Origin of the sequence: Maribacter aurantiacus (assembly GCF_005780245.1) — a bacterium.
Classification (GTDB): Bacteria; Bacteroidota; Bacteroidia; order Flavobacteriales; family Flavobacteriaceae; genus Maribacter; species Maribacter flavus.
In genome coordinates this window covers 92,927-108,275 of sequence record NZ_VBUK01000011.1, presented here as the reverse complement: position 1 = coordinate 108,275, position 15,349 = coordinate 92,927, and the positions used below count along the sequence as shown (strand labels likewise).

The 15,349-nt window shown below is 41.3% G+C and carries 13 protein-coding genes; 9 read left to right on the top strand and 4 right to left on the bottom strand.

Annotated elements, in window-relative coordinates:
- Window positions 1-31 precede the first annotated feature (31 nt).
- From FEK29_RS15635 to FEK29_RS15620, 4 genes are all read left to right on the top strand, one after another.
- Entirely contained in the window at window positions 32-1,162 is a 1,131-nt protein-coding gene (locus FEK29_RS15635) for a DUF3667 domain-containing protein (RefSeq protein ID WP_138259373.1), read from the top strand.
- Window positions 1,163-1,167: 5 nt separating this feature from the next.
- Window positions 1,168-1,554 carry a Co2+/Mg2+ efflux protein ApaG gene (apaG, locus tag FEK29_RS15630; protein ID WP_138259372.1) on the top strand — a complete coding sequence of 129 codons (387 nt, stop codon included), beginning with the start codon at window positions 1,168-1,170 and terminating at the stop codon, window positions 1,552-1,554.
- An 86-nt stretch (window positions 1,555-1,640) separates the two neighbouring features.
- Window positions 1,641-3,269, top strand: coding sequence for an L-glutamate gamma-semialdehyde dehydrogenase (pruA, locus tag FEK29_RS15625; RefSeq protein ID WP_138259371.1), 1,629 nt, complete (start codon window positions 1,641-1,643; stop codon window positions 3,267-3,269).
- Between the two features lie 107 nt (window positions 3,270-3,376).
- Window positions 3,377-3,892: a DinB family protein gene (locus tag FEK29_RS15620; protein ID WP_138259370.1), complete on the top strand. Its 516-nt coding sequence runs from the start codon at window positions 3,377-3,379 to the stop codon at window positions 3,890-3,892.
- 264 nt (window positions 3,893-4,156) lie between these two features.
- Here the strand turns inward: FEK29_RS15620 and rsmG are convergent, their stop codons facing one another.
- Window positions 4,157-4,792 carry a 16S rRNA (guanine(527)-N(7))-methyltransferase RsmG gene (gene rsmG / locus FEK29_RS15615; RefSeq protein ID WP_138259369.1) on the bottom strand — a complete coding sequence of 212 codons (636 nt, stop codon included), beginning with the start codon at window positions 4,790-4,792 and terminating at the stop codon, window positions 4,157-4,159.
- Between the two features lie 119 nt (window positions 4,793-4,911).
- Here rsmG and FEK29_RS15610 point away from each other — a divergent pair, with 119 nt between their 5' ends.
- Complete coding sequence (locus FEK29_RS15610; RefSeq protein ID WP_138259368.1) at window positions 4,912-6,012, top strand: fatty acid desaturase family protein; 1,101 nt, start codon at window positions 4,912-4,914, stop codon at window positions 6,010-6,012.
- Between the two features lie 13 nt (window positions 6,013-6,025).
- Window positions 6,026-7,216, top strand: coding sequence for a pyridoxal phosphate-dependent aminotransferase (locus FEK29_RS15605; RefSeq protein ID WP_138259367.1), 1,191 nt, complete (start codon window positions 6,026-6,028; stop codon window positions 7,214-7,216).
- A gap of 80 nt (window positions 7,217-7,296) precedes the next feature.
- Here FEK29_RS15605 and FEK29_RS15600 read toward each other — a convergent pair whose 3' ends face one another.
- On the bottom strand, window positions 7,297-8,790 hold the full coding sequence (locus FEK29_RS15600) for a TrkH family potassium uptake protein (protein WP_138259366.1): 1,494 nt from the start codon (window positions 8,788-8,790) through the stop codon (window positions 7,297-7,299).
- Between the two features lies 1 nt (window position 8,791).
- Entirely contained in the window at window positions 8,792-10,141 is a 1,350-nt protein-coding gene (trkA, locus tag FEK29_RS15595) for a Trk system potassium transporter TrkA (protein WP_138259365.1), read from the bottom strand.
- A gap of 264 nt (window positions 10,142-10,405) precedes the next feature.
- On the opposite strand from trkA, the gene ubiE reads away from it, so the two are divergent.
- Together ubiE and porT are read left to right on the top strand one after the other, a co-directional pair.
- On the top strand, window positions 10,406-11,197 hold the full coding sequence (gene ubiE / locus FEK29_RS15590) for a bifunctional demethylmenaquinone methyltransferase/2-methoxy-6-polyprenyl-1,4-benzoquinol methylase UbiE (protein WP_262710142.1): 792 nt from the start codon (window positions 10,406-10,408) through the stop codon (window positions 11,195-11,197).
- Between the two features lie 29 nt (window positions 11,198-11,226).
- Entirely contained in the window at window positions 11,227-11,955 is a 729-nt protein-coding gene (gene porT, locus FEK29_RS15585) for a type IX secretion/gliding motility protein PorT/SprT (protein WP_138259363.1), read from the top strand.
- A 15-nt stretch (window positions 11,956-11,970) separates the two neighbouring features.
- On the opposite strand, the gene FEK29_RS15580 is transcribed toward porT, so the two are convergent.
- Complete coding sequence (locus tag FEK29_RS15580; protein ID WP_317129185.1) at window positions 11,971-12,675, bottom strand: TrmH family RNA methyltransferase; 705 nt, start codon at window positions 12,673-12,675, stop codon at window positions 11,971-11,973.
- Window positions 12,676-12,717: 42 nt separating this feature from the next.
- On the opposite strand from FEK29_RS15580, the gene tamL reads away from it, so the two are divergent.
- Entirely contained in the window at window positions 12,718-15,309 is a 2,592-nt protein-coding gene (tamL, locus tag FEK29_RS15575; RefSeq protein ID WP_138259361.1) for a translocation and assembly module lipoprotein TamL, read from the top strand.
- Window positions 15,310-15,349 lie beyond the last annotated feature (40 nt).

The window sequence follows — 15,349 nt, the reverse complement described above, 5'->3', positions numbered from 1 at the left end:
TTTATCGGGTCCCTGTAATCTAACATATTCCATGGAGACCAAACCAAGCGTTAATACAAAAGGGCGTTACCAGCTTCGGTACAGGGGAGTGGAATGCCTTAATTGTGGTCACCCTTTGGACATAAGCGATAAATACTGCCCACATTGCTCGCAGGCAAACAGCACTAAAAAACTAACCTTAAAGGATTTTTTCGAGGAGTTTTTTTCCAACATTATTTCCTACGACTCAAGACTACTTAGAACCCTAGCGGCTTTGCTTTTACGGCCCGGTAGGATTACCGCAGACTATATCATGGGCAAAAGGATGTCCTATACCAATCCATTTAGGTTTCTGTTAAGTTTGGCCATCATTTATTTTTTGCTCATTGGACTTTCGGGTAATTTTGATCAGTTGAACCGTTACGGTTCCAACTCCAAGGACTTGCCTATAAATTTTGGTAGTTCCATGGTAGAAGATTATGATTTTGGAGATAATGAGGCCGATAAAAAAGAAGTCATGGCCCAGCTGGATTCCCTGAACATAAATGGACTTATTTCGGAAAGGATTAGGATACGGGATTCCATCATTATGAAAGATCCAAAAAAGCAAGTGGAAGCGGCCAACCAGAAACCATTTTTTGAATCACTTTTTCGGAAACAGGAAATTTTCACAACGTTGATCGAGAAGGATACTTTTTACATATTTGAAGAAGCAAAGACAAAATATGGGTTAGAGGACACCTGGCACAATAATTTTTCCTTCAATACAGCGCAAAGTTTGATACGGGTAAAAAGACAGCCGGGGGCCTATATAAGTTCCGTTTTTTCCAAATTGCCTTTTACCACATTTTTCTTTTTACCGGTCTTCTCGCTCTTCATTTGGTTGGTATATATCAGAAAAAAATATACTTATACCGATCATTTAATCTTTAGTTTTCACAATCAATCATTGTTCTTTATCTTGCTCATTATTAGCTATATGATCGATGCCGTTTTTGGAATTGACACTAGTGCTATATTTATCCTGATTTTCGCCGTTTACCTTTATAAGGCAATGCGGAACTTTTACCAACAGGGCAGATTTAAAACTATTGTTAAATATATTTTCCTAAATACAATTTTCGTTATTTTAGCTGGTATAGGAGCTGCACTATTGTTTGCAGGTAGTATGTTTACCTATTAGATATTATGACAACACAAGTTACCAAAGGCATTAAGATTTCCGTTAAAACGAATTTTGAAGGTACTTTCTTCAAAAATTACAAGATGCATTATGCTTTTGGATATACCATTACCATCGAAAACCAGAGCAAGGATTCCGTTCAACTTACGTCACGCCATTGGAGAATCTATGACTCTTTGAACGATGTGGAAACCTTGGATGGTGAAGGGGTAATAGGGAAAAAACCTGTTATTAAACCCGGTGAGTCGCACACTTATAATTCGGGATGTCTTCTAACCTCCCCAATTGGAGCTATGAAGGGACATTACAACATGATAAACTTTACCACCACGGAAAATTTTAGGGTGTATATCCCAACATTCAAGTTTAGTGCCCCATTTGCCCTGAACTAAATAGGTTTTAACCTCAATTTAGTTTTTATAACAAACCCCTTTTAGTACTTTTGGTCAACTACTAATTTTAAAAATAAAAATTGACCATGGGCAAAGGATTTTTCCAAGTACCGGCCGCCATAAATGAGCCAATAAAAAGTTATGCTCCAGGAACTCCTGAGCGCGAACAGGTATTAAAGCAATACAAAACCTATTACACTAGCACGGTAGATATACCAATGTATATTGGCCCCAAGGAGGTGCGTACCGGAAACACCAAACCGATGTCGCCCCCACATGATCACCAACATATTTTGGGCAACTACCATCTTGCTGAAAAAAAACACGTTCAGGAAGCAATTTCCAACTGCCTAGAATCCAGGGAGGCTTGGGCAAACTTGACATGGGAGCAGCGTGCTGCGGTTTTCCTAAAAGCGGCCGAACTTATTGCAGGTCCTTATCGTGCAAAAATAAATGCCGCGACCATGTTGGCGCAATCAAAAACTATACATCAGGCCGAAATTGATTCGGCTTGCGAACTCATAGACTTTTTGAGATTCAATGTGGAATATATGTCACAGATCTACGAAGAGCAACCCTATTCGTCCGAAGGCATTTGGAACCGCGTGGAATATAGACCTCTCGAAGGATTCGTATATGCCATTACACCCTTCAACTTTACGGCAATTGCAGGAAATCTGCCCGCAAGTGCGGCCATGATGGGCAACGTGGTGGTATGGAAACCAAGTGACAGCCAAATATTTTCCGCAAAGGTCATCGTAGATGTATTCAAGGAAGCAGGACTACCGGATGGGGTAATCAACGTTGTCTACGGAGACCCGGTAATGATAACGGAAACGGTTTTGGCGAGTCCAGATTTTTCCGGCATTCATTTTACGGGATCAACTCATGTATTTAAGGAACTTTGGAAACAGATAGGAAACAATATTCATACCTACAAAACATACCCTAGAATTGTTGGCGAGACCGGCGGAAAGGACTTTATCATTGCGCATCCCACAGCAAAACCTCAACAAGTTGCCACGGCGATTACGCGGGGCGCTTTTGAATTTCAGGGGCAAAAATGTAGTGCGGCATCCAGGGTATACCTACCTAAATCCACGTCGAAAGAAATATTGGATTTGGTTAAAAAGGATGTGGCCTCTTTTAACAAACCAGGATCGCCCGAAGACATGGGGAACTTCATCACCGCTGTCATTCATGAAGCCTCATTTGATAAACTTGCCAAATACATTGACCAAGCAAAAAATGATAAAGAAGCGGAAATTATCGTTGGAGGTGGTTACGACAAATCTAAAGGCTACTTTATAGAACCGTCGGTTATTGTAACGACCGACCCACATTATACCACCATGGAGACCGAGCTTTTCGGGCCTGTGGTAACCGTTTATGTTTATGAGGATGCGGACTGGTCCAAAACGCTAAAGTTGGTAGATAGCACTTCTGAATATGCCCTAACGGGAGCCGTACTTTCACAAGACCGTTATGCGATTGACGAGGCTACCAAAGCCTTACAAAATTGTGCAGGGAATTTTTATATAAACGATAAACCTACGGGAGCGGTCGTGGGCCAACAACCTTTTGGTGGAGCAAGGGCATCCGGGACCAATGACAAGGCGGGCTCTGCTCAAAACCTATTGCGATGGGTATCCCCACGCCTGATAAAGGAGACTTTTGTGACCCCGGAAGATTATCGATATCCTTTTTTAGGTTAAGTGTCTGAATTTTAACAAGCTAAAGTTACAGTCACAAAGATTTTGATTACTTTTAAGGGTGTTCCCGGAAAATCCGGGAACACCCTTCACTTTTAAACAGCACTAAAATGAAAAAATTAATTTCAATACTCTGTCTGACAGGTTGCGTATTGGGTATCCAAGCACAGGAAAACCTAACACAAAACACCATTCAGGGATTGTTACAGGGAAATCAAGCTCAAGTAATCCAGTTGGCGGAGGCCTTTTCTGAGGAACAATATGATTGGAGACCTATGGAGGGCGTTAATTCGGTGGCGGAAGCATTGCTCCATGTAGCTGGAGCCAACTATTTCATTGGGTCCAAGATGGGCTTTGCACCTCCAGAAGATGTCGATATTATGGGGCTGACCAAAATAACGGGTAAAGACAATATTATTACGGCCCTAAAAAAATCCAATGCATGGGTGTTGGACAAAGTAGGTGAAGTGGAAAGCGGTGAATTGGGAAATGAAGTTGATTTTGGGTTTATGAAAATGAATAAGTTAGGAGGTCTATTGATCATCATGGAACATAATGGAGAGCATAAGGGCCAACTTATTGCTTATGCAAGAACTAATGGCGTGGTGCCACCCTGGAGCGAATAATCTTTTTCACAAACTAAATTTAAAGCGCCTTACCGGCGCTTTTTTATTTCCAAAAACATCCAATTGAACAATTTCAATGTAAATTTAACGTTAATTAATTGTAAATTAAATGTTTTTTGTGGAATTTTGAATGGATATGAACTTGATTTTCAGAACATATAAGCATTGTAGGATGTACATACTCTGTACTCGGATACATTATTGGAATCGGTTAAAGGAATATGCAAAAAAAAGTCGGAAGGTTTATAAGACCATTTATAGTCTTTAGCCTTTAAATTTCATGGGAAGATATACGACCTTTTTGGTATCAAAAAAATCCTCCTCAAAATAATCAGTAAGGTCAAATATTTCAGCTGTGCGATAGCTTTCCAATTCCTCCTGTAAATCCCCTCCCTTCAGGTACAGAATACCGTTTCTTCTTTCATGTTGCGACTCCTTTTTTATTTTTCCCTTTACCCAATATACGAACGTAGGCATGGCCGCGACCGCCCTACTGACTATAAAATCAAATTGATTTGGAACCTCCTCCACTCTTGAATTAACGGTTTGGACATTCGTGAGGCCAAGCCCCTCCACTACCTCATTGACGACCTTTATTTTTTTTCCGATAGAATCCACCAGGGTAAAATTCACTTCAGGAAATAAAATTGCCAAGGGAATACCCGGAAATCCACCCCCAGTACCTACATCCAAAATTTCAGATCCATCCTTAAATGTTTGGACTTTGGCAATCCCAAGCGAGTGGAGCACATGTCTTTGGTACAGTTCGTCAATATCCTTTCTAGAAACCACATTGATCTTTTGGTTCCAATCTTTGTAGAGCTCCTCTAATGAATTTATTTGTTTTTGCTGCTCTACTGTTAAATTGGGGAAATATTTAAAAATGGTTTCGGCTGTCATGCGTATATTTGTAGAATTAGAAAAAGAATACATTATTTTTTGCAAAGATTTCTATTTTGGGTAACCTACCCAACAAATAAAAATTTATTTGCTCGATTTTTTAAAAAAGATTATCGGTTATGGAGAACAAAACCATCAGATTTCCCCGAAGAGATTCAACACAATTTTTCAAGACCCTGAACGCTAGGGTCAATGATTATTTTAAGAACAACAAGATCAAGAAAACAGGCAACTGGAAATTGCACTTAAAGACCCTAGTAATGTTTACCCTATTCTTGGCTCCCTATTTCCTAATTTTAACCTTGGGACTACCAACTTGGGCCAATATATTGCTTACCATTGTCATGGGCGTTGGAATGGCCGGTGTGGGCATGAATGTAATGCATGACGGAAATCATGGGTCTTATTCCAATAAAAAATGGGTGAATAAAATCATGGGAAGTAGCATTTACATTCTTGCTGGCAACGTTTACAATTGGCAGGTGCAGCATAATGTGCTCCACCACACCTATACCAATATCCATGAACACGACGAGGATATGGAAGCAGGAAGGATATTGCGCTTCTCCAAGCATGCGGAATGGAAGCGCTATCACAAGTTCCAACATTATTATTCCATCTTCCTTTATGGGTTATTGACCTTTAACTGGGCCATAACTACAGACTTTATGCAGATGTATCGATATATGAAGCGTAAACTTTCCTATGGCAAGTTGCCCAGCGCGACCATCAATTGGAGTACTTTGATAATCACCAAAATCCTTTATGTGACGATTTGGATCGTATTGCCTATGTTGATTTTGGACATCGCTTGGTGGAAAATCCTCATTGGATTCTTTCTGATGCATTATGTTGCAGGAGTAATTTTAAGTGTGGTTTTCCAATTGGCACATATCGTGGACCATGCCGATACGCCCCTACCCGATGATCACGGCACCATGAAAAACACCTGGGCCATCCACCAACTGTTTACAACCGTGAATTTTAGCACCAAAAATAGGATTGTAAATTGGTTCACCGGTGGTTTGAACCATCAAGTGGAACATCATATTTTCCCGAATATCAGTCACATCCATTACACAAAAATTTCAAAAATTGTGAAACAGACTGCAAGGGAATTTAATTTACCATATCACGAATATGAAACTACTAGAAAAGCTATAATTTCGCACTTCAAACATTTAAGGGAATTAGGCAAGCAGCCTACTTTACAGTACTAGTAATTTTATTGATATGAACAATCAACTTTCGGACAGGATAAATAGCCTTACTCCTTCCGCTACACTTGAAATGGCCGCGAAAGCCCGTGAACTTAGGGCGGCTGGAAAAGATATTATCGGGTTGAGTTTAGGGGAACCTGACTTTAATACCCCGGAATACATCAAAGATGCCGCTATACAGGCAATCAACGACGATTACAATGCGTACACCCCGGTGGATGGATACGTGGAGCTAAAGAAGGCCATCATCACAAAATTTAAAAGGGACAATAATCTTACGTACGAACCCTCCCAAATCGTGGTTTCTACAGGAGCCAAACAATCCTTGTACAATGTTGCGCAAGCGATGATCAACAAGGGCGATGAAGTAATTCTACCCTGCCCCTACTGGGTCAGCTATGCGGATATTGTTCAGTTATCCGATGGTGTTCCAGTGGAAGTGCCAACTTCATTGGAGAACGATTTTAAAATGACCCCAGAGGAATTGGAAGCCGCCATTACGCCAAAAACCAAAATGCTCTGGTACAGTTCTCCTTGCAACCCTAGTGGTTCTATCTATAGTAAAGAGGAGTTGAGGGCATTGGCCGATGTACTTCAAAAATATCCACAGATTATTGTGGTCAGCGATGAAATTTACGAACACATAAACTACGGTGTTACCAAACACGCCTCCATGGCAGAATTCGAGGACATGTATGACCGTACCGTTACGGTAAACGGGGTAGCGAAAGCCTTCGCCATGACAGGATGGAGAATTGGATACATTGGAGCTCCTAGCTATATTGCCCGGGCGTGTAATAAATTACAAGGTCAGGTGACCAGTGGTGCCAACTGTATTGCGCAGAGGGCCGTAATAACCGCCTTGGAAGAATCTCCCGACCGAATTCAGTATATGGTGGATGAATTCAAAAAACGCAGAAAGCTGATTCTGGATTTGCTGAACGATATCCCAGGATTTAAATGCAATGAACCGGAAGGGGCATTTTATGTATACCCAGATGTAACCGCCTATTTTGGAAAAACCTTGAACGGAACAAAAATCAATAATGCTTCGGATTTTGCCATGTACTTATTGGAGCATGCAAATGTGGCCACGGTCACAGGTGACGCTTTTGGCAATGGAAACTGCATCAGGATTTCTTATGCGGCATCGGTCAAGGAAATAGAGGAAGCGATAGCAAGAATTAAAAAAGCACTTTTATAAATCTAACGAAAAGGATATTTACAAAAATCCCGCATTTTCATAATACGGGATTTTTGTTTTCAAAAGAGTTGATCAATAGTTTAAGTCCTTTTCCAAAAATAAGGATTCAATAATATCAAAACGGTAAAAAGTTCCAACCTACCGGCCAACATCAAAAACCCGCACCACCATTTTGCCAAAGCGGGCAGGCTATTAAAATTGCTAACGGGATTTAAACTGCCCAAGGCAGGACCCACATTGCCCAAGGATGAAGCCGACCCACCAACGGCCGATTCAAAATCAAGACCTAGCATCCCCAATACCAAGGCCCCAATAATGAACAAGAGCATATACAAAATAAAGAAGCCAATGATGTTGTAGACGATCTTTTCCTTTACCGTTTTGTTGTTGTACCGTACAGGGATGATGGCATTGCTGTGCAAGGTCCTTTTGAACTCCAATAGTCCATTTTTTATGATTAAAAGATGCCGCATAATCTTTATGCCGCCCGCTGTCGACCCTGCAGATCCTCCCATAAAGAACAAACCGAAGAAGAAGACAGTCAAAAATGGGGTCCACTGGGTAAAGTCGGCACTAACGAATCCCGTTGTCGTTATAACGGAAATAACCTGGAACAGGGCATGCCTTATGGAACTTTCCGCCTTTCCAAGCACCATGGGATAACCCGGGGTGTCCTGGGTAATATTGGCCTGAAAATAAATGACCCCTGCCACGACCACGGAAAATATCAAGATGCCGAGCGAATAATATTTCCATTCCTCATCCCTTAAAATTCGCTGTACCTTGCCCTTAAAGGCAAAGTAGCTCATTACAAAATTGCTTCCGGCCAAAAACATGAAAAGGATAATGATATACTGTATCAACGGCTGATCGTTCCAATACGCAATACTGGCGTTCTTGGTAGAGAAACCTCCCGTGGAAAGTGTTGCCAAGGCATGGTTGATAGCATCAAAGAAGGACATACCGGCCAACTTCAAAAGTATTGTTTCCGCTATGGTATATCCCAAGTAGATCAACCACAACCTTTTTGCGGTATCCGTAATTCTTGGATGTAGTTTATCGGCACTAGGTCCGGGTGCTTCGGCCGAAAATAGCTGCATGCCTCCAATTCCCAAAAGAGGCAAAATAGCTATGGCCAATACAATGATACCCATACCCCCGATCCAATGCGTAAGGCTTCGCCAAAAAAGGATTCCTTCGGGCATGGATTCAATATCATCCATGATAGAGGCCCCGGTAGTCGTATAGCCCGAAACCGTTTCAAAAAAGGCATTGGTAATATCTGGCACCGCACCGGAAAAAATATAGGGAAGCATTCCTGAAATGGACATGACCAACCATCCAAAAGTTACTATGATATAGCCTTCTTTTTGCTTTACCTCTTTTCGGTGTCCCCTCGTGTAATACATGGCAAAAACCCCTGTAAACATGGTGGCCACGGAAGCCAAGGTAATACTTAGGGTCGCACCGTCATCGTAGATGCCACTTACCAAAGCGGCCAAAAGCATAAATCCGCCATTGCAAAGAAGCAATAGCCCCATCAGATGAAAAATAATTCTTGAATTCAAGCGCATGCTAGAGGAACATTCGTTCTATTTTAGGGATTTGCTCCGGATGGCAACAAACGACCACCCTGTCCCCAGCTTGGATCGTAAAGCCACCCAAGGCAATGATTCCTTCACCGTCCCTTACCACACCACCGATCGTGGCATCTTTGGGAAAGTTCAATTCCCGGATGGTGGAACCGGTAACCTTGGAATCCTTTTTTACGATAAACTCCAAAATTTCCGCATTCAGGTTGTTCAAGCGCATCAAGGCTACCACTTCACCCTTTCGTATATGACGGAAAATATTATTGGCCGCCAAGAGTTTTTTGTTGATCAAGGTATCGATACCAATGGAATGGGACAACTGAAAATAATCCATGTTCTCCACCAATGCGATGGTTTTCTTGATATGTTTGGATTTAGCCACCAAACAGGACATGATATTGGTTTCTGAATTCCCGGTTACCGCGATGAAGGCATCCATGGACTCCAGACTCTCCTCGTCCAACAACTCCACATTTCTACCATCTCCATTGATTACCAAGGCATTGGGAAGGTCATCGGCCAAATCAAAGGCCTTTTCCTTGTTCTTTTCTATCAATTTTACATTGAAACGTTTGGAGCAAAGATCCCGGGCCGTTTTGAACCCTACCTTACTCCCTCCAAGAATCATCACGTTTTTAATATCCTCCTTTTTCTTGCCGGTGAGCTTATAGAGCTCGTCCACCCCTTCCTTAACCGTTATAAAGTAGACCTGATCACCTTCCTTGAAATAGGTATCACCACGGGGTATTACCGTATATTGTGTCCCCAATCTTTGGAGGGCGATGGGCATGAAGTGTAATTCCGGAAATACCTTGGCGGCCTCCTTGACCATTTTTCCAACAAAAGGTGCCGACCTAGGCAAGGAAACCCCCACCATTATCAACTCGCCATCCTCAAATTCGTACGTGTCGTTAAAGGCCGATTTGTTCAATAAAAGCTGAATCTCTGTAGCGGCGAGCTCTTCCGGGGAAATAAGCTCATCAATGCCCAATTGGGAAAATTTCAACAATTCCTTGTTATCGACGAACTCCGTATTGGAAATTCTGGCAATGGTTCTTTTACAGCCCAATTGTTTGGCCAACATGCACAAGGTCAAATTCGTGGTCTCCGAAGATGTTACGCCAATAACGAGCTCGGAATCCTGTACCGATGCATCCTTTAAAATGGAAATGGAAGTGGCATCGCCCCTGAGCACCCTAATGTCCAAATGGTTGTCCGCATATGCCAGACTTTCCTTATCAGTATCGATCAAAGTAATATTCTGGGATTCGTAGGAGAGTAATTTCGCCAAATGAAATCCAACCTCACCAGCTCCAGCAATTATTATTTTCATTTAAAATCTTAAGCTAGCTTCCCTGGAAACGTGTCTTCACCTCCAGGTCCTAACCCTCATTGGGTCAATAGCTATGTTCTACAAGTAAGTGAATTAATGGGTACAAAATTACATAATTTTATGAGGTTTCAATTTATTTTCAAGCTTTTAAGAAGGATTTAATCGATACCTAAACCAACCTTATTGTTAGTCCTAATGGCATTTAAAGAAAAAGAATCTCGGTCTTGAAACGGTATTGGATTTCAATGCGCTTCGACGCTACCAATGAATTCCGTAAAATTTGAAAGAACCTCTTGCTATATTGTATCTTTGCCCAAAAATTTGCAAATGGCCAAAAAGGTTACCCCATATAAGGACTCCAACTTAGGGAAAAAAGAACAGGTCACTAAGATGTTCGATACCATTTCTACGGATTATGATGGCCTAAACCGCGTAATTTCCTTTGGTATAGATGTAAAATGGCGAAAAAAGGTAGTGGCTATTCTAAAGGAGGAAGCTCCCAAAACCATTTTGGATATTGCAACAGGAACCGGGGATCTTGCGATAGCCATGGTAAAAACGGGGGCAAAAAAAATTGTGGGTTTGGATATTTCCCCAGGCATGCTTGCGGTTGGGGAAAAAAAAATCAATGAAAAAAACCTATCCCCCATTATTGAAATGGTGGTGGGCGACAGTGAAAACCTAAGCTTCGAAACCAACTCCTTTGATGCCGTAACCGTTTCTTTTGGGGTCCGTAATTTCGAAAACCTTGAAAAGGGTCTGGCCGAAATACTCCGTGTTTTAAGGCCAGGTGGCACCTTGGTGATTCTTGAAACATCGGTACCAACCAAAACACCCTTCAAACAAGGTTATACCATTTACACAAAATACATCCTCCCTTTGATCGGAAAACTGTTCTCTAAAGACAATTCTGCGTATGGCTACCTAAGCGAATCTGCCGCTGCCTTTCCCCATGGAGAAAACTTCAACAATATTTTACGGGAAATCGGGTTTATAGATGTAGCGAACAAACCTCAAACTTTTGGCGTATCGTCAATATACATCGCCAAAAAATAAGGGTATTACAACGATTGACATTTGAGTAAATGAAAAAATGGTTTTTCACATGTTTGGGTATCCTTATATTGACCCCGAACCTTTATGGCCAGTTCAACGAAAACCCCGTTCTAAATAAGGAGAACGAAGATAAAAAATTCCTGAACTGGGGATATTTTTTAGGTTTGAACCAGTATGACTTCAAGTTTGAATACGAGGACGATTTGGGGTTCGATGCCAACGGCAAGGATCTTACCAACGTACAAGTTGCCAAGTCATTGGGATTCAACGTAGGATTAATTGGGGAAATGCGTATTAACGAATTTCTGGACGTACGGTTGGAACCGGGCCTTCACTATACTTCAAGACTTTTAGGTTTTCCCTCCCCATTATTGGAAGAAGAAAGGGATGCACTTAGAGAGGTAAAATCGACCTACATAAACTTTCCGTTACTTTTAAAAGTAAGCACCCGAAGACTAGGTAACTGGAAACCGTTTTTAATAGGTGGTGGTTCAGCGTCCCTAAATTTGGGTAGTAACGAAGCTAGCTTGGACGATAACCTTTCCCGTACCTTTAGAATGACCAAATGGGTCTATAATTATGAGTTGGGCTTTGGTATCGATTTCTATCTGGAGTATTTTAAATTCAGCCCGTCCATAAGAGGGGTATTTGCACTTACCGATGAATTGATAAGGGACAACGATCCCAACAGCCCCTGGACCGGGAATATCGCCTCCATGAAATCCCGAGGCATCTTTATCAATTTCACCTTTGAATAGAGGTGGATAAGTTTGCTACTTGCGTTTAATTTCATTCAAAAATATGGCCGTGGCAGTGGCCACGTTCAAACTTTCGGTGGTTTTTTTCCCGAATTGCGGAATACTAACTTCATAATCACACAACTTTCGAACGGTATCTGAAATACCGTTTCCTTCATTTCCAAGAATCAGGATGCCATTTTCCGGCAAATTTGTTTTATGGATATTTTCACCTTCCATGAAAGTGCCGTATACAGGTACTTTGGTAGCGTTTAGAAAGTTTGTCAAGTCCGTATAAAAAATAGTGACGCGGGCAATGGAGCCCATGGTGGCCTGCAAAACCTTTGGATTATAGCAATCTACGGTCTCTTTGGAACAAATGAGGTTCTCAATCCCGAACCAATCGCACAACCTGATGATAGTACCTAAATTTCCGGGGTCTTGTACCCCATCCAAAACGACCGTCCACCCTTCCAACTTTAAATCGGTAGTTATTTTCTTATAGAAAACCCCCAAAACCCCGTTCGGATTTTTTAAACTGCTGATCTGCTTCAGTTCCTTCATGGATATAGGTGCTACTTCAAAAGCCTTTGCTCCTTGCAATTCTTGTCCAGTCGTAAAGATTTTATAGGCCTTAAATCCAGACTCCAAAAGTTCCTCCACCGCCTTTTTACCTTCCATCACAAAAAGGCCATTTTCATTTCGGTATTTTTTTTGCTGTAGGTTTTTTATAAGTTTCAATTCACTTTTCACAACCATTCAAATGATGTATTTTTGATTTCTATGAAGACGGTAGCATGCTATAAATACCACATAGCTAAAATAAGCTTAATCTTGCTACTGGCAATAGGTTCCACATCCTGTAATTCGCTCAAAAAGGTTGAGGAAGACGAGTATCTGATCGTGAAAAACACCATCTTGGTGGATTCTGTGAAGGTAACGAACGAGGACGTTCAAAGTCTCATTTATCAGAAGACCAATACCGCTATTTTAGGATATCCCTTGCGACTGAACCTCTATAACTTGGCAAAGGAAAATCCGGATTCCCTCTATCAGGCTTGGCTCAACAAAAAACCGAATAGGGAGAAGCGACTTGAGAAACTGCTCTCCAAAAAACAAGTGGACCGATTGGGCGAGTCCTTTCTGGTAAAGGGTCTAAGTGTATGGCTCAAGGATGTGGGCGAGGCCCCGGTAATTTTGGACACCACCCAAACCAGACGAAGTTTGGAACGGCTGAGTGCCTTCTACAACAGCAAAGGGTATTTTAATAACAGTACCACCTACCTCATTGATTCCACGAACGGAAAAAGAAAGGTGGCGGTAGATTATAGGATCAATTTGGGTAAGCCTTATTACATCGATTCCCTTTCCAATGATATTTCCTCAAAAGCGATCGATTCCCTTTATTTTTTACATGCTGATGCATCCCTGGTGAAGAAAGGCGAACAATTTGACCTCAACAATTTTACCCTGGAGCGGGAACGCTTGACGGGCATTTTTAGAAACAGTGGTATTAGAAATTTTCAGGAAAGTTCCATCACATTTGATATTGAAAGGGATACCGTAAGGGCATCGGACGATCAAAAGATGAATATCAATCTCAATATTGGCGATTTAAGGAGACGGGGCGAAAATCAGGTTACCACATCGGAATATAAGGTAGAGAAAATCAACAAAATCAATGTTTTTACGAATTTCTTATCGAGTGTGTACAGTGCACCCTTGGATTCCATTCAATACGAAGACCTGAATATTTACTACTCCGGAAAATTCAAAATCAGGCCAAAGACCCTGGCAGATGCCATTTTCTTTGAAAAAGACAGTATCTATAGGGATCTGGACAAAATCAGAACATCCAGACAGCTGAACAGTCTTAACATTTTTAAATATCCCAATATTATTTTTGAGGAGGACAGCATCCAAAATTTGGTGAACACCAATATTTATCTTGCTCCAAAATCTAAATATTCCTTGGGTACAAATTTTGAAGTGAGCCGGTCGAATTTACGTCGCATCGGTGTGGGTATGGGTGCCTCTTTATTGATACGAAATATTTTTAAAGGCGCTGAAAATTTAAGCATTTCGGCCGATGGCACCTTTGGCCTTTTAAGTACCGATATTTTCCCCGATGATTTTTTCTCCGAAATCGGTGGGGACATCTCACTTGACTTTCCAAGAATATGGTTTCCGTTTGTAAACAGGACCAACCTAATACCTGACTATTCCCTGCCAAAAACAAGAATTTCGGCCGGTACCAGTTTTCAAAAAAATATTGGTTTGGACAAACAGACCCTGAATGCTATTTTGGGTTACAATTGGTCCCCCAATGATTTTAAAAAACACGCTATCGAACTATTGAATATCCAATTCGTTAGAAACGTGAACCGGAATCGTTTTTATGATGTGTATAGAACAACCTACAATCAACTAAATGCAATAGCGGCCAATTCCGACGTGGTGAATCCAGATTATTTTGATGAGAACGATAACCTCTCTACCATAACTACTAGCACTAATGATACCATTGGTACTTCCAGCTTTATAAGGGACGTAATTTCAGGTGAAATAAACGATCTCAATCAAGAACAGATTGGCGATGTGAGAAGTATTGCCGAGCGAGAACAACGGTTAACGGAGAACAACCTAATTTTCACTACCAACTACACGTTCAATAAGAATAACCGAAATGGTATTTTGGATAACAATTTTTATCAGTTCCGGTTCAAGGTTGAAAGTGCCGGGAACTTACTCTCCGGTTTTTCCAATTTTATCCCTTTTAATGAAAATGATGATGGACAGCTTTTGGTTTTTAACGTACCCTTTTCACAGTATATAAAGACCGAGTTCGACTATGTGAAATATTGGGACCTGTCCCGTTCCAATGTACTGGCGGCCAGAACCTTTTTTGGTATCGCCATCCCTTATGGAAATTCGGATAACATACCCTTCGTACGTAGTTATTTTGCCGGAGGCTCGAACGACAACCGGGCCTGGTTCCCCTATTCTTTAGGGCCGGGGCGTACGTCTGCCCTAAATGACTTTAATGAAGCTAATTTAAAATTGGCCTTAAACCTGGAGTATAGGTTTCCACTGTTTGGCGATTTAAACGGCGCCTTATTTGCGGATGCAGGAAATATCTGGAATGTTTTTGACGATGTGGAGAACGAGGATGCCACCTTTAACGGACTGGAATCCTTACGGGATATTGCCTTGGGCTCGGGTTTTGGGCTACGCTATGATTTCACCTACTTTTTATTCCGGTTAGACCTTGGATTTAAGACCTATAATCCCGCTGAAATTCCTTCAAAAAGATGGTTTCGCGATTATAATTTTGCCAATTCAGTTTTGCAAATTGGCATAAACTATCCCTTCTAAGTATATTTGTTTTATTACTTTTGTTGCACATTTTTAGAAA